Origin of the sequence: Aliiroseovarius marinus, from assembly GCF_050881025.1 — a bacterium.
Classification (GTDB): Bacteria; Pseudomonadota; Alphaproteobacteria; order Rhodobacterales; family Rhodobacteraceae; genus Aliiroseovarius; species Aliiroseovarius marinus_A.
This window is the reverse complement of sequence record NZ_JBNNXQ010000004.1, coordinates 191,704-211,645: the sequence shown is the minus strand read 5'-3', so window position 1 is coordinate 211,645 and position 19,942 is coordinate 191,704. Positions and strand designations below refer to the sequence as shown.

The following is a 19,942-nucleotide window of genomic DNA, read 5'->3' as shown; positions in this document are numbered from 1 at the left end:
GCAGGGAAGGTCAATGCGAAACGCGCACCCCGCGCGACCTGTGTGACAGAAGGGCCATGGCTGCAGATATCAGAAACAGGGTTAACGGAAGGTCACCAAAGCGTGCATAGGCTGTTTGCGGCAATGCGCCGGGCAGATGGTGATCGACCCACCCATGCTGCCCCAGCGGGATCGAGGCACGCATATTCCCCCGCGCGTCGATGACGGCGCTGATGCCAGTATTGGCCACGCGCACCATGGGAAGACCAAACTCGATGGCACGGAATCTGGCTTGTGCAAGATGCTGCTGCGGCCCCGAAAAGCCGCCGAACCATGCGTCATTTGTCACCTGCAACAACCAATCGGGACGTGAGGCGGCTGCACGGATGTCACGCGGAAAGATCGCTTCGTAGCAGATCAGCGGCAGCACCGTACCAAGCGCCCCCATATCAATCATCTGCGCGCCCGGCCCCGCCGAATACCCCCGCCCCAGTTGAGCGGCAAAGGCGCGGATGCCAACGGATTGCAACATGTCACCAAAAGGAATGTATTCGCCAAAGGGCACCAGATGATGCTTGTCATAAAGCCCGGTCACCTGCCCCTGACCGTCCAGCACCACGAGGCTGTTATAAAACCGAAGCCCCTCGCCGCGTTGGATACCCAGCGCCACAGGCCTGCCCGAGGCCGCCTTTGCAATTTTGGCAAACAATCCGCTATCCAAATCCATCAAATACGGCACAGAGGTTTCGGGCCAGATCGTCAGCTCCGGCGCGGGGTCAGCAGAGGTGGGCGAAGCGGCGGTCAGATCGATCTGACGCTCTAAGAAAAGCGGCGCATGGCGCGGGTCCCATTTCAAATGCTGCGGGGCGTTTGGCTGTACGAGCCGGATACGCTCCGGCCGGTCAGCAGGCACATCAGGGCGATGCATCGGCAGGCTTGCAAACAAAACCAGCGCCATCGCGATCAGCACCAATCCGGTATTGCGCAACCGCGCGGTGCTGCGCGGCAGGGTGGCCAGGGCTGCGGCCAGCGAGAATGTCAACGCGGACAAGCCGGTCACCCCCACATAGGCTGCCAGTTGAGCGATCGGCGTATCCAGCCATGTCAGGCCCGGCCCGCCCCATGGAAACCCGGTGAAAAGCCATCCGCGTGCCATCTCGGCGGCGGACAAACACATGGCCCATGACAGCCAGCCAAATCCCCGCCCAGCGCCCCTTGTTGCCGGGGTAAGGCTGCGCGCCAGACTGCCCGCGACGGCCCAGAACAACCCCAGCCCCACGGCCATTCCGGCAAGGGCGAATGGCGCCATCCAACCGTGGCGCCACGGCTCGACGAAGAACGGGTTTACCAGCCAACTCAGGGTCAGGATGAAATACCCTGCCCCAAGGGCCAATCCGGGTAAGAACGCTTTGCCGGGTGTGGCGTTTTGCTGCCAGATCGCATGGCCCAACGCCAAGCCCGCCACCGTGGCAGGCCAAAGGCCAAATGGCGCCTGCCCCAATGCCGCCAATAGCCCGGCCAGAAACGCGCCTGCCAACTGCAGCCGACGCCCAGAGGCATCCAGCCCGGCAGGCCTGATGTCAGTCATCGCCCGGCACGTCGTCTGACGGCGCCTCGCCGCTGGGCGGAGCATTCTTGTGCATGCGTGTCGGTACGCGTACGCGCAGGCGTTTGATACGGCGCGGGTCTGCATCGACCACTTCAAACTCCGCCCCCGCGGGATGTGGGATCATTTCGCCACGCGCAGGCACCTGCCCTGAGAGCACAAAGACCAGACCGCCCAACGTATCAATCTCGTCATCATCCGCATCATCGCCATGCAGACGCAACCCGATCTCGGCCTCGAACTCATCCAGCGGCGCCTTCGCCTCGACCAGATAACAGCCGGGAGCTTCCTGCAACCACAACGCGCCTTCCTCAAGATCGTGCTCGTCCTCGATCTCGCCGATCACCTGTTCGATCAGGTCTTCGATGGTCACCAGCCCGTCAACACCGCCATATTCATCGATCACCAGCGCCATATGAATGCGTTCGGTCTGCATCTTCTGAAGCAGCACACCAATGGGCATGGAGGGTGGCGCGAACAATAACGGGCGTGTCAGTTTGCGCAGCGCAAACCGCGCGGTCTGCTTGCCGTTGAACCCGTGATTGAGCGCAAAATCTTTCAGGTGGATCAGCCCCACTGGATTGTCGAGCGTGTCTTTGAACACCGGCAGACGGCTCAGGCCACTGTCGCGAAACAGGGTGACCAGCTCGTCTTTGCGAATGCCCAGCGGCACGGACACAATCTCGGATTTCGGGATCATCACATCTTCGACCCGAAGCCTGCGCAGATTGACCATGCCCGGCGAAACAGGCTGCGGCATACCGTTTTCAGGGGTGGGCTCATGCACCGGGATCGCCGCCTCGCTGTCCGAGGGGCTCAGCGCACCGATGATACGGCTGAAAAAGCCGGAATTGCTACTGTCATTGTCGTCCTGCGCGCGTTGCGCCGCCGCAGAAGATCCGTCCGCTGTATCGCCCATTGTTCCTTTTCCATTCCTGCGCAAACGCGCGTCTACTCTTCATATGGGTTGGAAATGCCCATCTTGCCAAGGATTTCAACCTCCAAACCCTCCATCAGACCCGCATCTTTGTCATTTATGTGATCATAACCCAACAAATGCAGCAGCCCATGCACCATCAAATGGGTCACATGGTCTGATATTGGCTTGGCCTGCGCCTCGGCCTCGCGCAGGCAGGTCTCGTACGCGATGGCAATATCCCCAAGCTCCAGGTCGTCCGGCGCCAGCGGCGTGCCCCCCGGCACTTGCGCGCCCCGCTCTTGCGAAGGCCACGACAACACATTGGTCGGTTGCGGCTTTTCACGGAAGTCTCCGTTCAGCTCTGCAATGCGCGCGTCATCGCAGGCCAGAACCGCAACTTCAGACCCTGCAAGACCAAACCGCGCCTGAACTTCGTCAAACGCGGCCTCGGCAATTGCAGCCAACCCCACCCCTTCCCAGCGTGGGTCTTCGAATACTATGTCGACGCTCATCTCATTTTCTTGTCAAAAAATACCTCGGGGAGGCCGCTCAACGAGCGGCGGGGGGAGGCCGCTCAACGAGCGGACGGGGCAGAGCCCCCGCCCTTCTTCTCCGCCTTGCGCACCATCGCCTTTTGCGCGGCATCGTCATAGGCCTCGATGATCTTGGCAACCAACGGATGACGCACAACATCTTTCGAGGTGAAGTAGTTGAAGCTGATCTGGTTGATCCCCTTCAACAGCCCCTCGGCGTCGCGCAACCCGCTATCCACGCCCCGCGGCAGGTCGACCTGGCTGCGGTCCCCGGTGATCACCATGCGCGAGCCTTCACCCAGACGGGTCAGAAACATCTTCATCTGCATGGTGGTGGCGTTCTGCGCCTCGTCCAACACCACAAAGGCGTTGGCCAGCGTGCGCCCGCGCATGAAGGCCAGAGGCGCGATCTCGATCTTCTTTTCTTCGATCAGCTTGGTGACCTGCTTGCCCGGCAAAAAGTCATTCAGCGCGTCATAAAGCGGCTGCATGTAAGGGTCGACCTTGTCTTTCATGTCGCCGGGCAGATAACCAAGCTTTTCGCCCGCTTCCACCGCCGGGCGCGACAGGATCAGGCGATCCACATGCCCGCCCAGGAACATATTCACCCCAACGGCCACCGCCAGATAGGTCTTGCCCGTACCCGCCGGACCAATGCCGAAGGCCAGTTCATTTTCAAACAGGCTCTGCACGTAAGCCTTCTGGGCATCCGTGCGCGGTTCAATGGTCTTCTTGCGGGTCTTGATCTCGACCGCCGCGCCTTTGAACATCTCCATCTGGTCACCATCGCGGGTGCCGGTGCCATCGCCCGAGCCACCCATGCGAATCTCACCATCGATATCGCCCGGCTCGACCGCCTTGCCGGCCTCGAGCCGGATATAGAGCGCGCGCAGCACCTCGCAGGCTTTCTCGCGGGCGTCGGCCTCGCCCATCACGGCCAGTTGATTGCCACGCCGGATGATCTGAACGCCCAGATGGCTTTCGATATGTGTCAGGTTGCGATCAAACTCACCGCACAAATCAATAAGAAGGCGGTTGTCGGGGAATTCCAGCAGCGCTTCATGAGCCGTTTGTGCGTCAGGGGCTGCGGTCGGTTCTTCAAATCCCAAAGGGGTCTCCGTTTCAGGTTCCTGTCTTGATGGTGCCAAGAGGAGCGCGCGGGCGCAAGGGGGCGTCGGCAAACTTCACATGTCTGTCACGAAAAAGGGCCGCCGGTAATCCGGCAGCCCCTTCGGTCAAGCGATATGCCGTTGGCACAATCAAATTGTGTCCGCGAAGGGCGAACCCTTTTTGTAATTCCCGACCGCGTAGCCTTTCGGGTAGATGCTGTTGCAGATCGGCTTGCCGTATTTGTCCATACGGGCCGACAGGTAACCTTCGACGCCATCGTCAATGATCCAGTGCTGGCAGCCATTGGGGTCAACCCAGATGCCCGCGATCAACTGGCTGACGCTTTTGGTGTCAAAACCACGGTCGATGGTCTTGTCTTTCTTGTCGCCCAATTCATCCACACACCCGGCCAAAGCCACGGTCATGCCCAGAACAGCGAGGGGTTTGATCAGTTTCATATGCTCTCTCCTCAGCGCAGGCAGATGATTTCGACGCGGCGGTTCTTGGCCATGCCAGACGCCGTGCTGTTGGTCGCAATCGGATGACGTTCGCCATAGGCCCGCACCGAAGCAACCCGCGCGCCAACGCTTTGCGCAACACGCGCGACGGCATTTGCGCGACGCTCTGACAGGCGAATGTTATAGGCATCGGATGCGCGGCTGTCCGTGTGACCCGAGATCACATAGGCGCTTGCGCCAGCCTGCTGAAAGAAGTTTTCCAGCTTTGCACGACCTGCCGCGCTGATCGCATGCTTGTCAGTGGCGAAAAGCTGATCCGAATTCATCACCGCGCAGATATTGCCACGGCGGCAGACCGGGCGACCATCGGGGGTGACATGCGGGGTCATATAGCCTTCGACACCATCATCCATCACCCAGTGTTCACACCCGTCCGGGTCGACCCAGATGCCGGGGACATAGCGTTCGCCGGTAACGTATTGTTGTGCATGAAGCGGGCCTGAAGCCGTGCCGAGCGTCAAAACCAGAGCGGCTGCAACCGCCAGTCCCGAACCCAGGGATTTCTTGAGCGTGGTAATCACCGTTTCCCCCATTTCTTTCCGGCACGCCCGCAAAAACCTGAGCGGTATGTGCACCTTAATGAACTTGAGCCGCCAGATGCGGGGCATTTGACGAAGCTTTTGCTCAAACTATCAAAATCCACGGAATTGGGAAGATGTTTTCACAAGATATTGTGAACATGGCTGCGACAATACACCATGGACAGGGGTATTGTTGCGACTTTCCGGGAAACGCATTGTTTCCGGCTGAATTATTCGATCAGTTTGCCAGCCAGCGAATTCGGGCCACTTTCGATGATTCTCACCCGTTTCAGGTCGCCGGGCTGCAGTTCAGGCCCGTCCACATGCACCGCGTGCAAGTGGTCGGATTTGCCCACCATCTGCCCGTCAAAGCGGCCTTTTTTCTCAAAAAGAACGCCGACTTCCTGCCCAACCATCGCGTTTTGAATGGCGCGCTGCTGTTCGGTGATCAAGGCCTGCAATCGATAAAGCCGCTCAGAGGCAACCGCGTCATCCACCAAAGCCCGCTCAGCCGCCGGGGTGCCGGGGCGGGTCGAGTATTTGAAACTGAAGGCCTGCCCGTAGTTCACCGCGCGGATCAGATCCATCGTGTCCTCAAAATCCTGATCATCTTCTTCCGGGAAGCCGACGATAAAATCACCCGAAATCAGGATATCCGGGCGGGCCGCGCGGATGCGTTCGATCAGGCGAAGATAGCTGTCGGCCGTATGTGACCGGTTCATGCGTTTCAAAATTTTGTCAGAGCCCGACTGCACCGGCAGATGCAGATAGGGCATCAGCTTTTTGCAGGTGCCATGTGCGTCGATCAGGTCATCAGACATGTCGTTGGGGTGCGAGGTGGTGAAACGGATACGTTCCAGCCCATCCACCTTGTCCAGCGCCCAGATCAGTTGAGCCAACGACCAGTCCCCATCAGGCCCGGCGCCATGATAGGCGTTTACATTCTGACCCAACAGCGTGATTTCCCTGACCCCGCGTTCCACCAGTTCATTGGCTTCACGCAGGATGCGTTCCACCGGGCGGCTGACCTCGGCGCCGCGGGTATAGGGCACCACGCAGAACGCACAGAACTTGTCGCAGCCTTCCTGCACTGTCAGGAACGCAGCCGGGTTCCGCTTGGCCTTCTGGCCGCGCAATTTGGGCAGATGCTCAAACTTGTCTTCCTCGGGGAACTCGGTGTCCAGCGCCTTTTCGCCCTGTTTCACCTGCTCCATCATCGCAGGCAGCCGGTGATAGGTCTGCGGACCGACCACAAGGTCCACCATGGGCTGGCGGCGCATGATCTCTTCGCCCTCGGCCTGGGCCACACAGCCTGCAACCCCGATCTTCAGGTCCGGCTTTTCGGCCTTTAACCCTTTGAAACGCCCCAGTTCCGAATAGACCTTCTCAGCCGCCTTTTCGCGGATGTGACAGGTATTCAGAAGGATCATATCCGCGTCATCAGGCGTGTCCGTCTGCACATACCCATCCGCGCCCAGCGCCTCGGCCATGCGTTCACTGTCATAGACGTTCATCTGGCACCCATAGGTGCGGATGAAGAGTTTCTTCGGATCAGCTTTCTGGTCAGTCATCGCGCGGTCCTGCATTGGATCAAGCCGCCTCATACCGTGCATCAAAGCGCGGCGCAATCACCTGAGCAACAGCGGGCGCAACATCGGGGTCACCCGTTTTTTTGCCAAACCCCCTTGCTGTGCTAGCGTCGAGCCATCGATGAGTCGTTCATTTTGACCACGCGAAACACCCAAAGATGTCGAGACCCGCCTTATTTGATTTGAAAGGAGCACAGCCATGACCGTTTTCACAAAGCGCCCCGACCGAAGGTTCAGCACATGGGCCGTGATCACCATGGCCGCCCTTGCAATTGGCTTTGCCTTTCCAGACAGCGCTGCGGCGGGCCGCTTGTCGACCGAACGCAGCCTAAGCAAAACGAAACACGGGTATCAGATCGTGAAAGGCCACGCGCGGGCTGGTAAACGGTCACAAAGGTTCGAGGTCCGGCCGGGCGATTGCGGGCGTGATCCGGGCTGGAGCGATTGCGACAACAATCGCGAACGGTCAGAGGTTAAACTGAAGAAAAACATCCGGGTCGGATCAGAATGGTGGATCGGCTTCAGCATCTACCTGCCGAAAGACTTTCAATCCAGCCCGCGAGTTAAGACCTCGCTCGGGCAAATCCACCAGCGCGGCGGCCCGACAGGCTCGGCCGGGGGGCTGCCCTCTTTCCCGCCGCTTCTGCAAATGGATGCGATTGGCAATCAGTGGCAGGCCTGTGTGCACGTCCTTTCCGGGTCGGCAAGCAATGTGCGTGACGTCTGTGCGCACTACAATCTGGCCAGCCTCAACCAGATGCGCGGCCGTTGGACCGATGTGGAAATCCACATTCGCGCCACACCCGGCAACCCATTGCTCGAGGTCTATGTAAACGGCGCGCGTAAGCTGCAAAGCAATCAGTTCCTGCGTTTTGTGCCCAAGGAGTTTTACGTGAAATACGGGATATACCGGTCCTTTGTCAGTCGTCACGGCGGGCCGATGCCCACGCAAGTTGCCTTCTTTGACGAGGTGCGCATGGGCAAAACCCGCGACAGCATCGCCATCGATGGACGCAAACCGGTCGACTGAACCGCGCCTGTGCGACGTAACAATCTGTTGTGCCACGGGCTTTTCGAGAATATTCACATCCTTGAGGGTAAGATCCCTTCAAAGGACATCGCATGCGTTACACCGGTCTGACAGAGTTTCTGAAATCCGCCCCCGAGGCTTTGGCCAAGGGGCCTGTTGGCATGATCTTTGTCGAAGATCTGGTCGAGGTCGACACCACCATTCGCCACCATCAGAATGCCGGATTTCGCGAGCTTCTTGTCTTTGCACCAGATGCGTTGGAGTTGCCCAAAGGGCTGGAACAGGACGTGCATCGCATTCGCTATGACCTGTCACGCGACGGGGCGCTGGAACATGCGGTCAACCGGGTGATTGATGCCGCCCCGGGCCTTTGGCTCTATTACTGTTACAATGCCGAATACCTGTTCCATCCGTTTTGCGAATCCCGCTCGATCGGAGAGCTGTTGGCCTTCCACACCGAAGAACGCCGCGATGCTGTCTTGACCTATGTGGTCGATCTTTATGCCGATGATCTGGACCAACATCCCAATGCCGTGTCGCTGGACAATGCGTGGATGGACAAATCCGGCTATTACGCCTTGGGCCGCAAAGATGCCGATGGGCATGTGCATGAACGGCAGCTTGATTTCTTTGGCGGGCTTAGGTGGCGGTTCGAAGAACATATCCCCGCCCCAAAGCGCAAGATCGACCGGATCGCATTGTTTCGGGCAAAAAAAGGGCTGCAGCTTCTGCCCGATCACCGATTCAATGACGAAGAATACAACACCTACGCCTGCCCGTGGCACAACAACATCACCGTCGCGATTGTCAGCTTCCGCACCGCGAAGGCCCTGAAGTCGAACGCGGGGTCCACGTTCGATATTCATACCTTCAAATGGTACAACTCGACCGAATTTGACTGGTCCTCGAAACAGCTTCTGGATCTGGGATTGATGGAACCGGGGCAGTGGTTCTGAAAGGCGTAGGCCGGCTGCGTTTACAATCTTGTGGTTTTGGCTAAACTGCCGCCCTCATCCCACGAGCACCCGCTGCCACCGTGCCCGGCCTCGTATCCTTCCCTGACATAATGAGGTCAACATGTCCGAGGTCACCAAAGGCGCAAAGGTGCGCATCCACTATACTGGCACACTGGAAGACGGCAGCGTCTTTGACAGCTCTGAAGGGCGTGACCCGCTGGAGTTTGAAGTCGGGTCCGGCATGATCATTCCGGGGCTGGACAAAGCTCTGCCCGGCATGGCCGTTGGCGAGAAAAAGAAAGTCACGATCGCGCCTGAAGAGGCCTATGGCCCACGTCATGACGAAGCCGTTCTGGAAGTGCCGCGCACAGATATTCCGGCCGAAATCCCGTTGGAGGTTGGCATTCAACTGCAAATGTCCGGCCCTCAGGGACAACCGGTTCCGGTGACAGTCACAACGGTGACGGACGAAACCGTCACGCTGGACGCCAATCACGCGCTGGCGGGCAAGACGTTGATTTTTGATTTCGAAGTTGTTGGCATCGACTGACGCCAACAAAGTCAACATGCCAAGGCCGACCTGCTATAGCAGGTCGGTCTCCAACCTCGCGGGACTGTTTTCTTCGGAAAACAGCGAAAACTGGGCGCGCTGCGCGCGTAGGGGCTTTGCCCCTCGCCCTCGCCGATGGCGAGGCCTTCACCCCAAGGTATTTATGACAAGAAAATAACCACGTGATTCAGGAAGCCCGCACGCGACTTACTTGCGGCGCAGGCGGATCACCACATCGACCTTGGCGATTTCTGCCCCGTCTGGCGCATTCGGAAGCTGCGCGATTTTCAGATCTTTGTCTGGTGCATCCATCAGCTCTTCGGTGTCTTCCCAGTAGAAATGAGGATGGTTTGTGACATTGGTATCAAAATAGCTGCGCGCGCCGTTTACCGTAATTTCGCGCAGCAGCCCGGCCTCGGAGAAGACCCGAAGCGTATTGTAGACGGTCGCGAGGGATACGCGTTCGTCGCTGTCGCGCGACGCTTCATAAAGGCTTTCCGCGGTCACATGGCGATGCTCGCCATCCCCGATCAACAGGCTGGCAAGGGACAAGCGTTGACGGGTCGGGCGCAGTCCTGCGCTGGCCAGCCAAGTCGCTTCGATATCTGATCTGTTCTCGGCCATCCCTTTGTCGGTCACCCCTGATCACTTTGTCATCGTGTTAAATATAGGTGTTGTTGCGCCAAAGCGCCAACAAAAACTGGAAAGACACGCAAATCTTGCCGTTGGTGCGCGCCTGCTGCCCTTGCGTCCGGCTTTGCCCGGGTGCTAGAGGGTGAGGGAACGGAACACACAAGATATGGGGCGGAGTGAATGGCGGATTTTCCGACGAGCTTTGACAAGGATGACCTTCTGAAATGCGCGGCAGGCGAGTTGTTTGGCCCCGGCAATGCGCAGCTTCCTGCCCCCCCCATGTTGATGATGGACCGCATCACCGAGATTTCGGGTGACGGCGGGGCGCATGGTAAGGGTCACGTTCTGGCCGAGTTCGACATCACGCCCGACCTGTGGTTCTTTGATTGCCACTTCCCCGGCAACCCGATCATGCCCGGCTGTCTTGGCCTTGATGGCCTGTGGCAGCTGACCGGCTTCAACCTTGGCTGGCGCGGCTGGCAGGGACGTGGCTATGCGCTGGGCGTAGGCGAGGTAAAGCTGACCGGTATGGTACGCCCGGACCGCAAGATGCTGACTTATAAGATTGACTTCACCAAGGCGATCCAGACCCGCCGCCTGACAATGGGCGTGGCGGACGGTATTGTGGAAGCTGATGGAGAGGTTATCTATCAGGTCAAGGACATGAAGGTCGCTCTGTCCGAGAGCTGACCCGACTTACATCGGTGCCTTTGGTGGCACCCGCTACGGAGGAGTGCGCGCATGCGTCGTGTCGTCGTTACCGGTCTGGGCATTGTCTCGGCCATCGGGAACAACAAGGACGAGGTTCTGGCCTCGCTCAAGGCTGGCAAGTCCGGCATTTCCGCCAATCAGGACATGGTTGATCACGGCTTCCGCAGCCAGATCGCGGGCATGCCGGATATCGACATCAAAGAGCATGTCGACAAACGCTCCTTGCGCTTCATGGGGCCCGGCGCGGCTTATGCGCATATCGCCATGAGCCAGGCCATCGAAGACGCGGGCCTTGGCGAAGACGACGTGGTGAACCCGCGCACGGGTCTTGTGGCTGGCTCGGGTGGTCCGTCGACCAGCGCGATGTTTGCGGCACACCAGACCGCGCTGAAATCGGGCGCGACCAAGCGGATTGGGCCGTTTGCGGTCCCGAAATGCATGGGCTCGACCATTTCTGCGAACCTTGCAACCGCGTTCAAAATCAAGGGCATCAACTATTCGATCACCTCGGCCTGTTCGACCAGCCTGCACTGTATCGGCAATGCGGCCGAACAGATCATGATGGGCAAGCAGGACGTGATGTTTGCAGGCGGCGGCGAGGAGCTGGACTGGACGCTGTCGTGCCTCTTTGACGCGATGGGGGCGATGTCCTCGAAATACAACAACACTCCCGAAAAAGCCTCCCGCGCTTTTGACGCGGACCGCGACGGGTTCGTGATCGGCGGCGGCGGCGCCATTTTGGTGCTTGAGGATCTGGAGCACGCCAAAGCGCGCGGCGCCAAGATCTATGCCGAAGTCACGGGCTATGGCGCAACCTCGGACGGTCACGACATGGTCGCCCCCTCCGGCGAAGGCGGCGAACGCGCCATGCGTCTGGCCATGGATATGCTGCCCGAGGGCCGCAAGGTCGGGTATATCAACGCGCATGGCACATCGACCCCGGTCGGTGACGTGGGCGAAGTGGAAGCCGTGCGCCGCGTCTTTGGCGAGGGCGCGACGCCCCCGATCAGCTCGACCAAGTCGATGACCGGCCACAGTCAGGGCGCGACCGGCGCGCAAGAAGCCGTCTATTGCCTTTTGATGCTGGACAATGACTTCATCGCGCCGTCGATTAACGTGGAAAATTTGGACCCCGGCATCAATGAAGGCGAGATCGCCACCTCTTTGGTTGAAAATGCCGGGCTGGATTCCGTGATGACCAACAGCTTTGGCTTTGGCGGCACAAACGGGTCGATGATCCTGAGCAAATACCAAGACTGATTTGACACCAACTGATACGAGGAACTGATATGGCAGGTCTTATGCAAGGCAAACGCGGCCTCATCATGGGGGTCGCAAACCAGCGCTCGATCGCTTGGGGCATTGCGCAGGCAATGGCAAACGAAGGTGCAGAACTCGCGTTCTCGTATCAGGGTGAAGCCTTTGGCGGGCGGGTTGCTCCGCTGGCTGAATCTGTCGGGTCGGACATTCTGGTCGATATGGACGTGACGGATGACGCAGCCCTGGACAAAGGGTTCGATGATCTGTGGTCCAAATGGGACTCGATCGATTTTTTGGTCCACGCGATTGCCTATTCCGACAAGAACGAGCTGACCGGTCGCTTCGTCGACACGTCACGCGCGAACTTCAAGCATTCGATGGACATCAGCTGTTATTCCCTGATCGAAGTGGCCCGCCGGGTGGCCCCGAAAATGACGGATGGCGGCACGATCCTGACCCTGACCTATGGCGGATCAAACCGCGTAACGCCGTTTTATAACGTCATGGGCGTGGCCAAGGCCGCGTTGGAATCCTCGGTGCGCTATCTGGCCAACGACCTTGGCCCGGACGGCATCCGCGTGAACGCCATTTCGCCCGGCCCCATGAAAACGCTGGCCGGCGCGGCCATCGGCGGCGCGCGCAAGACCTTCCGCCATACGGAACAAAACGCACCTTTGCGCCAGAACGCCACGCTGGAAGCCGTGGGCGGTACCGCTGTTTATCTGGCAAGCGATTACGGCAATTGCACCACCGGCGAGATCATCACCGTCGACAGCGGCTTCCACGTTCTGGGCATGCCGCAGCCAGACAATTTGTGACACCACTTCTTAATTTCCAAACTGAGTTATCCACCAAATTGCCCAAGTTCTATTTCTTTCGCCGTCTTTTTGCATTCGCCATCGACTGGATTATTGTAGCGTTTCTAGCGGCAATTCTCACGCTACCATCTTTGCTGCTGCGAGGCACTGACAACGTGCGGCTAGGTTTGACGTCAATAAGCCTCCACTCGTGCGTTCCAGGCACCAGCATGTCGAAGGAGCTTGCAAATTACTTGGGTCAAGACCGGGTTGTCGGAGTTAGATACTGCCAACACAAAGCATTTTTCTTTATCGATAATGGTTGGACTGCGAATGTCGTCCTATCGGAAGAGCGAACAGGTAATGTTACTAAAAGAAGGGGTGCTAGTGTCCAGATTGACGCAGAGGGCAACCCAGTTGAGCACAACACTCCTGACGTTTTTATTGCCTTTGCCCTGATTATCGCAGGAAGCGCTTGGTGGGCGTCAAACCATGGGGGACAAACCCCCGGGAAACGGCTATTGGGCATTGCGATTTCTACAATCTCAAGACCTCAGTTGCTTAGGCGAGAATTCATCAAGTGGTCACCTATTGTCACGCTGGTCATTCTATCCGCAGCCATGGCCCTAGTTTTCTCTATGCTTTCACAATCTGAAAGCCCCGTGATGGCTATGTTCAAGCTCATCGATAGCACGCTCTATTGGTTTAGTGGTGCGGTTCTGGGAATTGCACTTTTGTGGTTCTACCTTTCTGCGCTTTTTAGAAAGGACCGCCTTGCGATCTGGGATCGACTGTCGGGAACAATGATCAAGCAAGTCTAGCCTAAGCGTAAGTCTGGACCCCATCCGCGATCTGGTGCTTACTGCGTCCGAACACGGAACAGGGATCAGACCATGCAGAAATTCACCGCCAATGACGGGTTAGAGATCGCCTTTCGGGATGAGGGTGAAGGCCTGCCTGTGCTGGCCCTGTCGGGGCTCACCCGAAATTCCGACGACTTCAACTTTGTCGCACCTCATCTGAAAGGCGTGCGCCTGATCCGCATGGATTATCGCGGGCGCGGCCAATCCGATTGGGGCGATCACGCAACCTATACCATCCCGCAGGAAGGGCTGGACGCGCTTTTCCTGATGAACCATCTGGGGATCGAGAAAGCCGCGATCCTTGGCACCTCGCGCGGGGGGCTGATCGCCATGGGGTTGGCCGCGACCGTGAAAGACAAGCTTCTGGGGGTCTGCATGAACGACATCGGACCCGAGCTGGCACCGGGCGGGCTGGACTACATCATGGGGTATCTGGGCCGCAAACCCGCTGCCAAAACCATCGAGGCCGCCGCCGAAGGGCGCGCGCGTGCGATGGCACAGGTCGGGTTTGAAAACGTGCCCATGACGCGTTGGGTCGAAGAATGCCACAACCTGTTTGAACAAGACAACATGGGGCTGAGCAATCGCTATGACCCCGCCCTGCGCGATGCGGTCGAAGCGGCTGGCGCGCAACCCGCCCCGGACCTGTGGCCGTTCTTCGATGCGATGGCAGACCTGCCACTGGCACTGGTCCACGGCGCAAACTCTGACCTCCTGACCGATGCCACCGTGGCCGAAATGCGCACACGCCGTCCCGATATGGGCTATGCGAAAGTGCCCGACCGGGGCCATGTGCCCTTTCTGGACGAACCCGAGGCGCTGGCCGCCATCAACGCATGGCTGGAGGAAATGCGATGAACATCAACGAGATACGGAACGCGGCCCAACGCGCAGCAGGCCATGTGCGACGCACGCCCCTGTTGTCCTCGCCCTTTCTGGACGAGATTGCGGGCCGCCGGGTCTTTGTGAAACCCGAGTGCCTGCAACACACGGGCAGCTTCAAGTTTCGCGGCGCGCATAACGCGCTGTCGCAGCTGAGTGCAGATCAGCGCGAGATGGGCGTGATTGCCTATTCATCGGGCAACCATGCGCAGGGCATCGCACTGGCCGCACGGCAAAACGGCGCCTCTGCGGTGATCGTCATGCCTGCGGATGCCCCCCGGATGAAGATCGACAACACCCGCGCACTGGGGGCCGAGGTGGTGCTTTATGACCGCGCAACGGAAGACCGTGACGCCATCGGAACCCGGATTGCCGACGAGCGCGGCCTGACGCTGATCAAGCCCTTTGACAACGAGGCGGTGATCGCCGGTCAGGGCACCGTCGGGCTTGAGATAGCCAATCAAGCGCGCGAATTGGGCATTTCAAACGCGCAGGTGCTGGTGCCTTGTGGCGGCGGCGGCTTAACCTCGGGCATTGCGCTGGCGCTGGATCACGAAGCGCCCGGCATGAAGGTGCGCCCTGTCGAGCCTGCCGGATTTGACGACGTGACGCGTTCGCTGATCAGCGGCCAGATCGAAGAGAACGCCCAGCGCGCCGGGTCCATCTGCGATGCGATCATCACCCCATCGCCCGGCCAGATCACCTTTCCGATCATGCAGCGCCTCTGCGGCTCCGGCATCGTGGTGCCTGACGAGGACTGCCTGCGCGCCATGGCGGCCGCCTTCAACCGCCTGAAGCTGGTCATCGAACCCGGCGCGGCGATTGCCTTGGCCGCTGCCCTGTACAACCCTGACCAAATCAAGGGCGACGCGGTGATCGTCGTGGCCACGGGGGGCAATGTGGACGCCCCCGTCTTTGCCGACGCCCTTGCGCGGTTTGCCTGACCCTTACCGCCTGCCCCGTTTCACCTGACCGGAGACCCAGATGACCGATTTCACGATTGCCTCGTTCAACGTCAAAAACCTGATTGGCGCGGACAAGGAATATTATCAGTTCCAACGCTACACGCCCGAGGAATACGCCTGGAAACGCGACTGGATGGCGGACCAGATGATGTCGCTGGACGCCGACATCATCGGCTTTCAGGAGATCTTCGAAGAAGAGGCGCTTTTGGATGTGATCGGCGAGGCCAACCTGCGCGCCCACGACCTGAACACCGCCACCATCCCCGATGAAAGCAAGCGCTATCACCGCAAGGCAATCTTTCGCAAACTGGCGACGCATCCGTGGCCCAAGGAAGGGCTGGCCTTTGCGCCAAACGCGGCGGATGGCGGCCCCGGCGAACGACGCCCCGGCGTGGCGGTGCTTTCGCGTTTTGGCTTTGTCGGCACGCCCGAGGTCATTCAGGACCTGCCCGAGCCGCTTTCCATCCCCTTCCCCGCCCTGCGTGGCGACAAGGGCGACGCGGGCCACTATACCCTGACCCGCCTGTCGCGCCCCATTCTGAAGGTGCGCGTGCCAGTGGGCGATCAGATGATCACCATTTTCAACTGTCACCTCAAGTCGAAACTGGGCGAGTTCATCCGCCCCGAAGGCGGCCCCTTCCCGCCCGAAGCAGACCTGACCGCCTATGACCCCGTGGGGCGCGCATTGGGGGCTGCACGATCCGCCATGCGCCGGATGGCCGAAGCCTGGGTGTTGCGCAAACTGGTGGTCGAAGAGCTGGCCAAAGGCCATCCCGTCGCGGTCATGGGGGACTTCAACGATGGCGAACATGCAGTCAGCTCCGAGATTATCGCGGGCGAAGTGCCGTTCAAGAACTACGCCTGGATGCTGCGCCACGATGCCAAGACCGACCGTGACCGCTATTCGCGCGAGGAAAGTGCGCAGATCACAGCCGAAATCGAGGCCGTGCGCCTGTATTCCGCCGAGAAACTGTTCGTCAGGAAATCCCTGCGCGACATGGTCTACACCTCGGCTTTTGGCGGCGTGTTTGAAAGCATCGACCAGATTTTCCTCAGCCGCCATTTCCACCCGGACAATGCCGCCCGCATCGCGGATATGACCTATTTCAGCGTGCTGAATGACCACATCACCGATGGCTCGCACCCCGAAGCGCCTTATAACAAGCTGGCCTCTGACCACGGGCAAATCATGGCGCATCTGACGTTGCGGGATGCGTGAATGTTCATAATCCCTGACTCCAAAGGCGTCACGCTTCACACGGTGGAAAGCGGGGCCAAAGATGGCCCCACCGTGGTCTTTGCCCATGCGCTTGGGTCCGACCTGAGCATGTGGGACGCGGTGGTTGATGCCTTACCCGACCACCTGCGCCTGATCCGTATGGACATGCGCGGCCATGGCCAAAGCCCCTGCCCTGACGGCCCCTATCCCATGGGCGATCTGGTCGGCGATGCGGGTGCGACGCTGGATGCGCTCAGGGTCAAGGGCTGCGTCTTTGTCGGCCTTTCCATCGGGGGCGTGATTGCGCAGGGGTTGGCGGCAGAACGGCTGGATCTGGTGCGCGGGATGGTGATCTCGAACACCGCGGTGAAGATCGGCACGCCGTGGGTTTGGGAGGCGCGGATCAAGAAGGTGCGCAAAAGCGGCATCGACGCCGTGGTTAATGCCAATATCGACCGCTGGTTTTCGCGTGCCACCAAGCGCGATCACCCGGAACTTCTGGAAGACGCCCGCGCGCGCATGCGTGCCACACCGCTTCAGGGCTATCTGGGCTGCATGGAGGCCATCGCGGACACCGATCTTTACGAAAGTACGGCGGCTCTGCGCCTGCCGACACTGGCGATTGCGGGGAGCGAAGATGGCTCTACGCCCGCCGATCTTGTGCGTGAAACCGCCGCCCTGATCCCCGGATCACGGTTCGAACTGATCCGGGGTACAGGCCACATGCCGCCTGTCGAAAAGCCCGATGACTTTGCAGCGCTTTTGTCGGGCTTCCTGCGCGAAATCGGACATTTCTAGGAAACGCTGCGTCGTTTTCGGCCATTCCTGTCGCAGACTTGTTGGCAAGCCCCGGTTTTCCGCGCAAGCTTTCAAGAAACAAGACACCAACAGGAGCCGCCATGGACCGGATCAAAGCCGCCGTCTGTCACGAGTTTGGGAAACCGCTTGTGATCGAAGAGATCGCCATCCGCCCGCCCGAAGGCAGCGAGGTCGAGGTGACGCTGGATGCGGTCGCCATCTGTCACAGCGATATCTCTTATCTGGATGGCGCGTGGGGCGGATCGCTACCCGCCGTCTATGGGCACGAAGCCGCAGGGCGCGTCACCAAGCTGGGCGATCACGCGAAAGGGCTGACCGTGGGCGACCCTGTCGTGGTGACCCTGATCCGCGCCTGCCAAACCTGCCCAAGCTGCGCGTCCGGGTCGCCCGTCACCTGCTCGACGCCCTATGACGGCGATCACGGCCCGATCAAGACCTCGGATGGCGGCAAGCTGCATCAGGCCATGGCGACCGGCGGGTTTGCCGAACGCGTTGTCGTTGAGCAAAGCCAAGTGGTGAAACTGCCCGAGGATATGGCGATGGACGTCGCCTCCCTGCTGGCCTGCGGTGTGATCACCGGGGTTGGCGCGGCAGTCAACGCGGGCAACGTACGGGCGGGCGACGTTGTGGTTGTCATCGGCGCGGGCGGCGTCGGTCTGAACGCCATTCAGGGCGCACGCATCGCCGGAGCCTCGCGCATCATCGCGGTGGACATGTCGGAAGAGAAACTGGACGCGGCGATTGAGTTCGGGGCAACGGACGGTGTCCTCGCCACATCCGACAAACCGTGGAAATCCGCCATGAAAGCTGCCGGGCGCGGCGCGGATGCGGTTTTGGTCACGGTCGGCGCCATCCCCGCTTATGATGCCGCGCCGCGATATCTTGCCCCCGGTGGCAAAGTGGTCATGGTCGGCATGCCTCATTCCGGCGACATGTCCAGCTATGAACCGGTGGTTCTGGCGGCCCTTGGTCAGGGCATGGTCGGGTCGAAGATGGGTGACGTGGTCATTCAGCGCGACATTCCGTGGATGATCGACCTCTATCAGCAGGGGCGATTGAAGCTGGACGAGTTGATCTCGGGCCGCTGGTCGCTGGATCAGATAAACGAGGCCATCGCCGACACAAAAACGGGTGCAGCCCGGCGCAATGTCATCCTGTTTGACAAGGGCTGATCGCATGAAGCTTCAGGATCTCGACATCATCGTGACCGCACCACCGGCCCCCGGCTGGGGCGGGCGCTATTGGATTTTCGTGAAGGTCACGACCGACACCGGGATCACCGGCTGGGGCGAGGTCTATGCCGCCGCCGTCGGGCCCGATGCCATGCGCGCGGTGATCGAAGATGTGTTCGCCCGCCACATGCAGGGCGAAAACCCCGAAAACATCGAACTGATGTTCCGCCGCGCCTATTCCGCAGGCTTCACCCAACGCCCCGACCCCACGGTGATGGGCGCGTTTTCAGGGCTGGAAATCGCCTGCTGGGACATCTTAGGCAAAGCACGAAGCCGACCCGTCTGGGCACTTTTGGGTGGCAGAATGAACGATCGGCTGCGGTCCTACACCTATCTCTATCCCGATCCAAAGCACGAGCTGCCCGCTTTCTGGACCTCGCCCGAAATGGCTGCCGAGGCCGCCGTGACCCGCGTTGAACAAGGGTTCACCGCGCTGAAATTCGACCCCGCCGGCCCTTACACAATCCGGTCGGGCCATATGCCGTCAATGAAGGACATCTCGCGATCCGAGGCGTTCTGCAAGGCGATCCGCGATGCGGTTGGTGACCGCGCAGACCTTTTGTTCGGCACGCACGGCCAGTTCACCACAGGCGGCGCCATCCGCATGGCCGAAGCCATCGCACCCTATCAGCCGCTGTGGTTTGAAGAACCCATTCCCCCTGACAATATCGCTGAAATGGCCAAGGTCGCGCGGGCAAGTGTGACGCCGATTGCCACCGGGGAACGCCTGACCACGAAAGCCGAATTTGCTGAAGTGCTGCGGCAAGGCGCGGCCTCGATCCTGCAACCTGCACTGGGCCGTGTCGGCGGCATATGGGAGGCCAAGAAAATCGCCGCCATCGCCGAAACCTACAACGCCCTCGTTGCTCCGCACCTTTATGCGGGTCCCATCGAATGGGCTGCCAACCTGCATCTGGGCACCTCCATTCCCAACCTCTTGATGGTCGAAACAATCGAACAGGGTGGCGATTTTCACCTGGCCCTGATCGGAAACACCATCAAATGGGAGGGTGGTTTCGTGATCCCACCAGACGCGCCCGGTTTGGGGATCGAGCCCGACGAAGCCCTGATGCGCGCGCACCCCTATCACGGAAACGATCTGCATCTGGAAATGCAGGAAGACCCCTGCAGCTACACACGCGAAAACTGCTTTGAGGGCGGGGCACCGGCAAACCGGGACGCGCCATAGGCGCAGTGACAAGCCGTGCATCCCCTCGCGGGGCCTTCCGCCTGTCAGGTGGACTTCGAAA

The 19,942-nt window shown here is 59.8% G+C and carries 21 protein-coding genes; 13 read left to right on the top strand and 8 right to left on the bottom strand.

Annotated elements, in window-relative coordinates:
* Positions 1–10: 10 nt before the first annotated feature.
* From lnt to miaB, 7 genes are all read right to left on the bottom strand, one after another.
* Positions 11–1,567 carry an apolipoprotein N-acyltransferase gene (gene lnt, locus ACRY08_RS13645; RefSeq protein WP_432450505.1) on the bottom strand — a complete coding sequence of 519 codons (1,557 nt, stop codon included), beginning with the start codon at positions 1,565–1,567 and terminating at the stop codon, positions 11–13.
* The gene (locus ACRY08_RS13640; RefSeq protein ID WP_432450504.1) at positions 1,560–2,504 is read right to left on the bottom strand and encodes a transporter associated domain-containing protein; all 945 of its coding nucleotides are present in this window, start codon (positions 2,502–2,504) and stop codon (positions 1,560–1,562) included. Before ACRY08_RS13640 ends, lnt begins: the two co-directional genes overlap by 8 nt.
* Before the next feature lie 32 nt (positions 2,505–2,536).
* Complete coding sequence (gene ybeY, locus ACRY08_RS13635; RefSeq protein WP_432450503.1) at positions 2,537–3,016, bottom strand: rRNA maturation RNase YbeY; 480 nt, start codon at positions 3,014–3,016, stop codon at positions 2,537–2,539.
* A gap of 62 nt (positions 3,017–3,078) precedes the next feature.
* Positions 3,079–4,146, bottom strand: coding sequence for a PhoH family protein (locus ACRY08_RS13630; RefSeq protein WP_432450502.1), 1,068 nt, complete (start codon positions 4,144–4,146; stop codon positions 3,079–3,081).
* Between the two features lie 150 nt (positions 4,147–4,296).
* Positions 4,297–4,605, bottom strand: a complete 309-nt coding sequence (locus ACRY08_RS13625; protein WP_432450501.1) for a hypothetical protein — start codon at positions 4,603–4,605, stop codon at positions 4,297–4,299.
* An 11-nt stretch (positions 4,606–4,616) separates the two neighbouring features.
* Complete coding sequence (locus ACRY08_RS13620) at positions 4,617–5,198, bottom strand: OmpA family protein (protein ID WP_432450618.1); 582 nt, start codon at positions 5,196–5,198, stop codon at positions 4,617–4,619.
* A gap of 218 nt (positions 5,199–5,416) precedes the next feature.
* Positions 5,417–6,757: a tRNA (N6-isopentenyl adenosine(37)-C2)-methylthiotransferase MiaB gene (gene miaB / locus ACRY08_RS13615; RefSeq protein ID WP_432450500.1), complete on the bottom strand. Its 1,341-nt coding sequence runs from the start codon at positions 6,755–6,757 to the stop codon at positions 5,417–5,419.
* Positions 6,758–6,974: 217 nt separating this feature from the next.
* On the opposite strand from miaB, the gene ACRY08_RS13610 reads away from it, so the two are divergent.
* From ACRY08_RS13610 to ACRY08_RS13600, 3 genes are all read left to right on the top strand, one after another.
* Positions 6,975–7,805, top strand: coding sequence for a heparin lyase I family protein (locus ACRY08_RS13610; RefSeq protein WP_432450499.1), 831 nt, complete (start codon positions 6,975–6,977; stop codon positions 7,803–7,805).
* Positions 7,806–7,897: 92 nt separating this feature from the next.
* Positions 7,898–8,761 (top strand): hypothetical protein, encoded by an 864-nt coding sequence (locus ACRY08_RS13605; protein ID WP_432450498.1) that lies wholly within the window; start codon positions 7,898–7,900, stop codon positions 8,759–8,761.
* A gap of 121 nt (positions 8,762–8,882) precedes the next feature.
* The gene (locus ACRY08_RS13600) at positions 8,883–9,311 is read left to right on the top strand and encodes an FKBP-type peptidyl-prolyl cis-trans isomerase (protein ID WP_432450497.1); all 429 of its coding nucleotides are present in this window, start codon (positions 8,883–8,885) and stop codon (positions 9,309–9,311) included.
* A 207-nt stretch (positions 9,312–9,518) separates the two neighbouring features.
* Here the strand turns inward: ACRY08_RS13600 and irrA are convergent, their stop codons facing one another.
* On the bottom strand, positions 9,519–9,935 hold the full coding sequence (gene irrA / locus ACRY08_RS13595; protein WP_432450617.1) for an iron response transcriptional regulator IrrA: 417 nt from the start codon (positions 9,933–9,935) through the stop codon (positions 9,519–9,521).
* 189 nt (positions 9,936–10,124) lie between these two features.
* Here irrA and fabA point away from each other — a divergent pair, with 189 nt between their 5' ends.
* From fabA to ACRY08_RS13545, 10 genes are all read left to right on the top strand, one after another.
* The gene (gene fabA, locus ACRY08_RS13590) at positions 10,125–10,634 is read left to right on the top strand and encodes a bifunctional 3-hydroxydecanoyl-ACP dehydratase/trans-2-decenoyl-ACP isomerase (protein ID WP_432450496.1); all 510 of its coding nucleotides are present in this window, start codon (positions 10,125–10,127) and stop codon (positions 10,632–10,634) included.
* A 51-nt stretch (positions 10,635–10,685) separates the two neighbouring features.
* Positions 10,686–11,915 (top strand): beta-ketoacyl-ACP synthase I, encoded by a 1,230-nt coding sequence (fabB, locus tag ACRY08_RS13585; protein ID WP_432450495.1) that lies wholly within the window; start codon positions 10,686–10,688, stop codon positions 11,913–11,915.
* 29 nt (positions 11,916–11,944) lie between these two features.
* Complete coding sequence (locus ACRY08_RS13580) at positions 11,945–12,733, top strand: enoyl-ACP reductase FabI (RefSeq protein ID WP_432450494.1); 789 nt, start codon at positions 11,945–11,947, stop codon at positions 12,731–12,733.
* Positions 12,730–13,533, top strand: a complete 804-nt coding sequence (locus tag ACRY08_RS13575; RefSeq protein ID WP_432450493.1) for an RDD family protein — start codon at positions 12,730–12,732, stop codon at positions 13,531–13,533. The genes ACRY08_RS13580 and ACRY08_RS13575 overlap by 4 nt, the downstream gene beginning before the upstream one ends.
* Positions 13,534–13,605: 72 nt before the next feature.
* Positions 13,606–14,433, top strand: coding sequence for an alpha/beta fold hydrolase (locus ACRY08_RS13570; protein WP_432450492.1), 828 nt, complete (start codon positions 13,606–13,608; stop codon positions 14,431–14,433).
* Positions 14,430–15,401 carry a threonine ammonia-lyase gene (locus ACRY08_RS13565; protein ID WP_432450616.1) on the top strand — a complete coding sequence of 324 codons (972 nt, stop codon included), beginning with the start codon at positions 14,430–14,432 and terminating at the stop codon, positions 15,399–15,401. Before ACRY08_RS13570 ends, ACRY08_RS13565 begins: the two co-directional genes overlap by 4 nt.
* Before the next feature lie 40 nt (positions 15,402–15,441).
* Positions 15,442–16,641, top strand: a complete 1,200-nt coding sequence (locus tag ACRY08_RS13560) for an endonuclease/exonuclease/phosphatase family protein (protein ID WP_432450491.1) — start codon at positions 15,442–15,444, stop codon at positions 16,639–16,641.
* The gene (gene pcaD, locus ACRY08_RS13555; RefSeq protein ID WP_432450490.1) at positions 16,642–17,439 is read left to right on the top strand and encodes a 3-oxoadipate enol-lactonase; all 798 of its coding nucleotides are present in this window, start codon (positions 16,642–16,644) and stop codon (positions 17,437–17,439) included.
* A gap of 101 nt (positions 17,440–17,540) precedes the next feature.
* Complete coding sequence (locus ACRY08_RS13550) at positions 17,541–18,632, top strand: zinc-binding dehydrogenase (protein WP_432450489.1); 1,092 nt, start codon at positions 17,541–17,543, stop codon at positions 18,630–18,632.
* Positions 18,633–18,636: 4 nt separating this feature from the next.
* On the top strand, positions 18,637–19,881 hold the full coding sequence (locus tag ACRY08_RS13545) for a mandelate racemase/muconate lactonizing enzyme family protein (protein ID WP_432450488.1): 1,245 nt from the start codon (positions 18,637–18,639) through the stop codon (positions 19,879–19,881).
* Positions 19,882–19,942: the final 61 nt, after the last annotated feature.

What these genes read in the sequence shown, in the direction of transcription:
- lnt (WP_432450505.1), bottom strand. Translation starts at nt 1,567, where the DNA reads ATGACTGACATCAGGCCTGCCGGGCTGGATGCCTCTGGGCGTCGGCTG.
- ACRY08_RS13640 (WP_432450504.1), bottom strand. Translation starts at nt 2,504, where the DNA reads ATGGGCGATACAGCGGACGGATCTTCTGCGGCGGCGCAACGCGCGCAG.
- ybeY (WP_432450503.1), bottom strand. Translation starts at nt 3,016, where the DNA reads ATGAGCGTCGACATAGTATTCGAAGACCCACGCTGGGAAGGGGTGGGG.
- ACRY08_RS13625 (WP_432450501.1), bottom strand. Translation starts at nt 4,605, where the DNA reads ATGAAACTGATCAAACCCCTCGCTGTTCTGGGCATGACCGTGGCTTTG.
- ACRY08_RS13620 (WP_432450618.1), bottom strand. Translation starts at nt 5,198, where the DNA reads ATGGGGGAAACGGTGATTACCACGCTCAAGAAATCCCTGGGTTCGGGA.
- miaB (WP_432450500.1), bottom strand. Translation starts at nt 6,757, where the DNA reads ATGACTGACCAGAAAGCTGATCCGAAGAAACTCTTCATCCGCACCTAT.
- ACRY08_RS13610 (WP_432450499.1), top strand. Translation starts at nt 6,975, where the DNA reads ATGACCGTTTTCACAAAGCGCCCCGACCGAAGGTTCAGCACATGGGCC.
- ACRY08_RS13605 (WP_432450498.1), top strand. Translation starts at nt 7,898, where the DNA reads ATGCGTTACACCGGTCTGACAGAGTTTCTGAAATCCGCCCCCGAGGCT.
- ACRY08_RS13600 (WP_432450497.1), top strand. Translation starts at nt 8,883, where the DNA reads ATGTCCGAGGTCACCAAAGGCGCAAAGGTGCGCATCCACTATACTGGC.
- irrA (WP_432450617.1), bottom strand. Translation starts at nt 9,935, where the DNA reads ATGGCCGAGAACAGATCAGATATCGAAGCGACTTGGCTGGCCAGCGCA.
- fabA (WP_432450496.1), top strand. Translation starts at nt 10,125, where the DNA reads ATGGCGGATTTTCCGACGAGCTTTGACAAGGATGACCTTCTGAAATGC.
- fabB (WP_432450495.1), top strand. Translation starts at nt 10,686, where the DNA reads ATGCGTCGTGTCGTCGTTACCGGTCTGGGCATTGTCTCGGCCATCGGG.
- ACRY08_RS13580 (WP_432450494.1), top strand. Translation starts at nt 11,945, where the DNA reads ATGGCAGGTCTTATGCAAGGCAAACGCGGCCTCATCATGGGGGTCGCA.
- ACRY08_RS13570 (WP_432450492.1), top strand. Translation starts at nt 13,606, where the DNA reads ATGCAGAAATTCACCGCCAATGACGGGTTAGAGATCGCCTTTCGGGAT.
- ACRY08_RS13565 (WP_432450616.1), top strand. Translation starts at nt 14,430, where the DNA reads ATGAACATCAACGAGATACGGAACGCGGCCCAACGCGCAGCAGGCCAT.
- ACRY08_RS13560 (WP_432450491.1), top strand. Translation starts at nt 15,442, where the DNA reads ATGACCGATTTCACGATTGCCTCGTTCAACGTCAAAAACCTGATTGGC.
- pcaD (WP_432450490.1), top strand. Translation starts at nt 16,642, where the DNA reads ATGTTCATAATCCCTGACTCCAAAGGCGTCACGCTTCACACGGTGGAA.
- ACRY08_RS13550 (WP_432450489.1), top strand. Translation starts at nt 17,541, where the DNA reads ATGGACCGGATCAAAGCCGCCGTCTGTCACGAGTTTGGGAAACCGCTT.
- ACRY08_RS13545 (WP_432450488.1), top strand. Translation starts at nt 18,637, where the DNA reads ATGAAGCTTCAGGATCTCGACATCATCGTGACCGCACCACCGGCCCCC.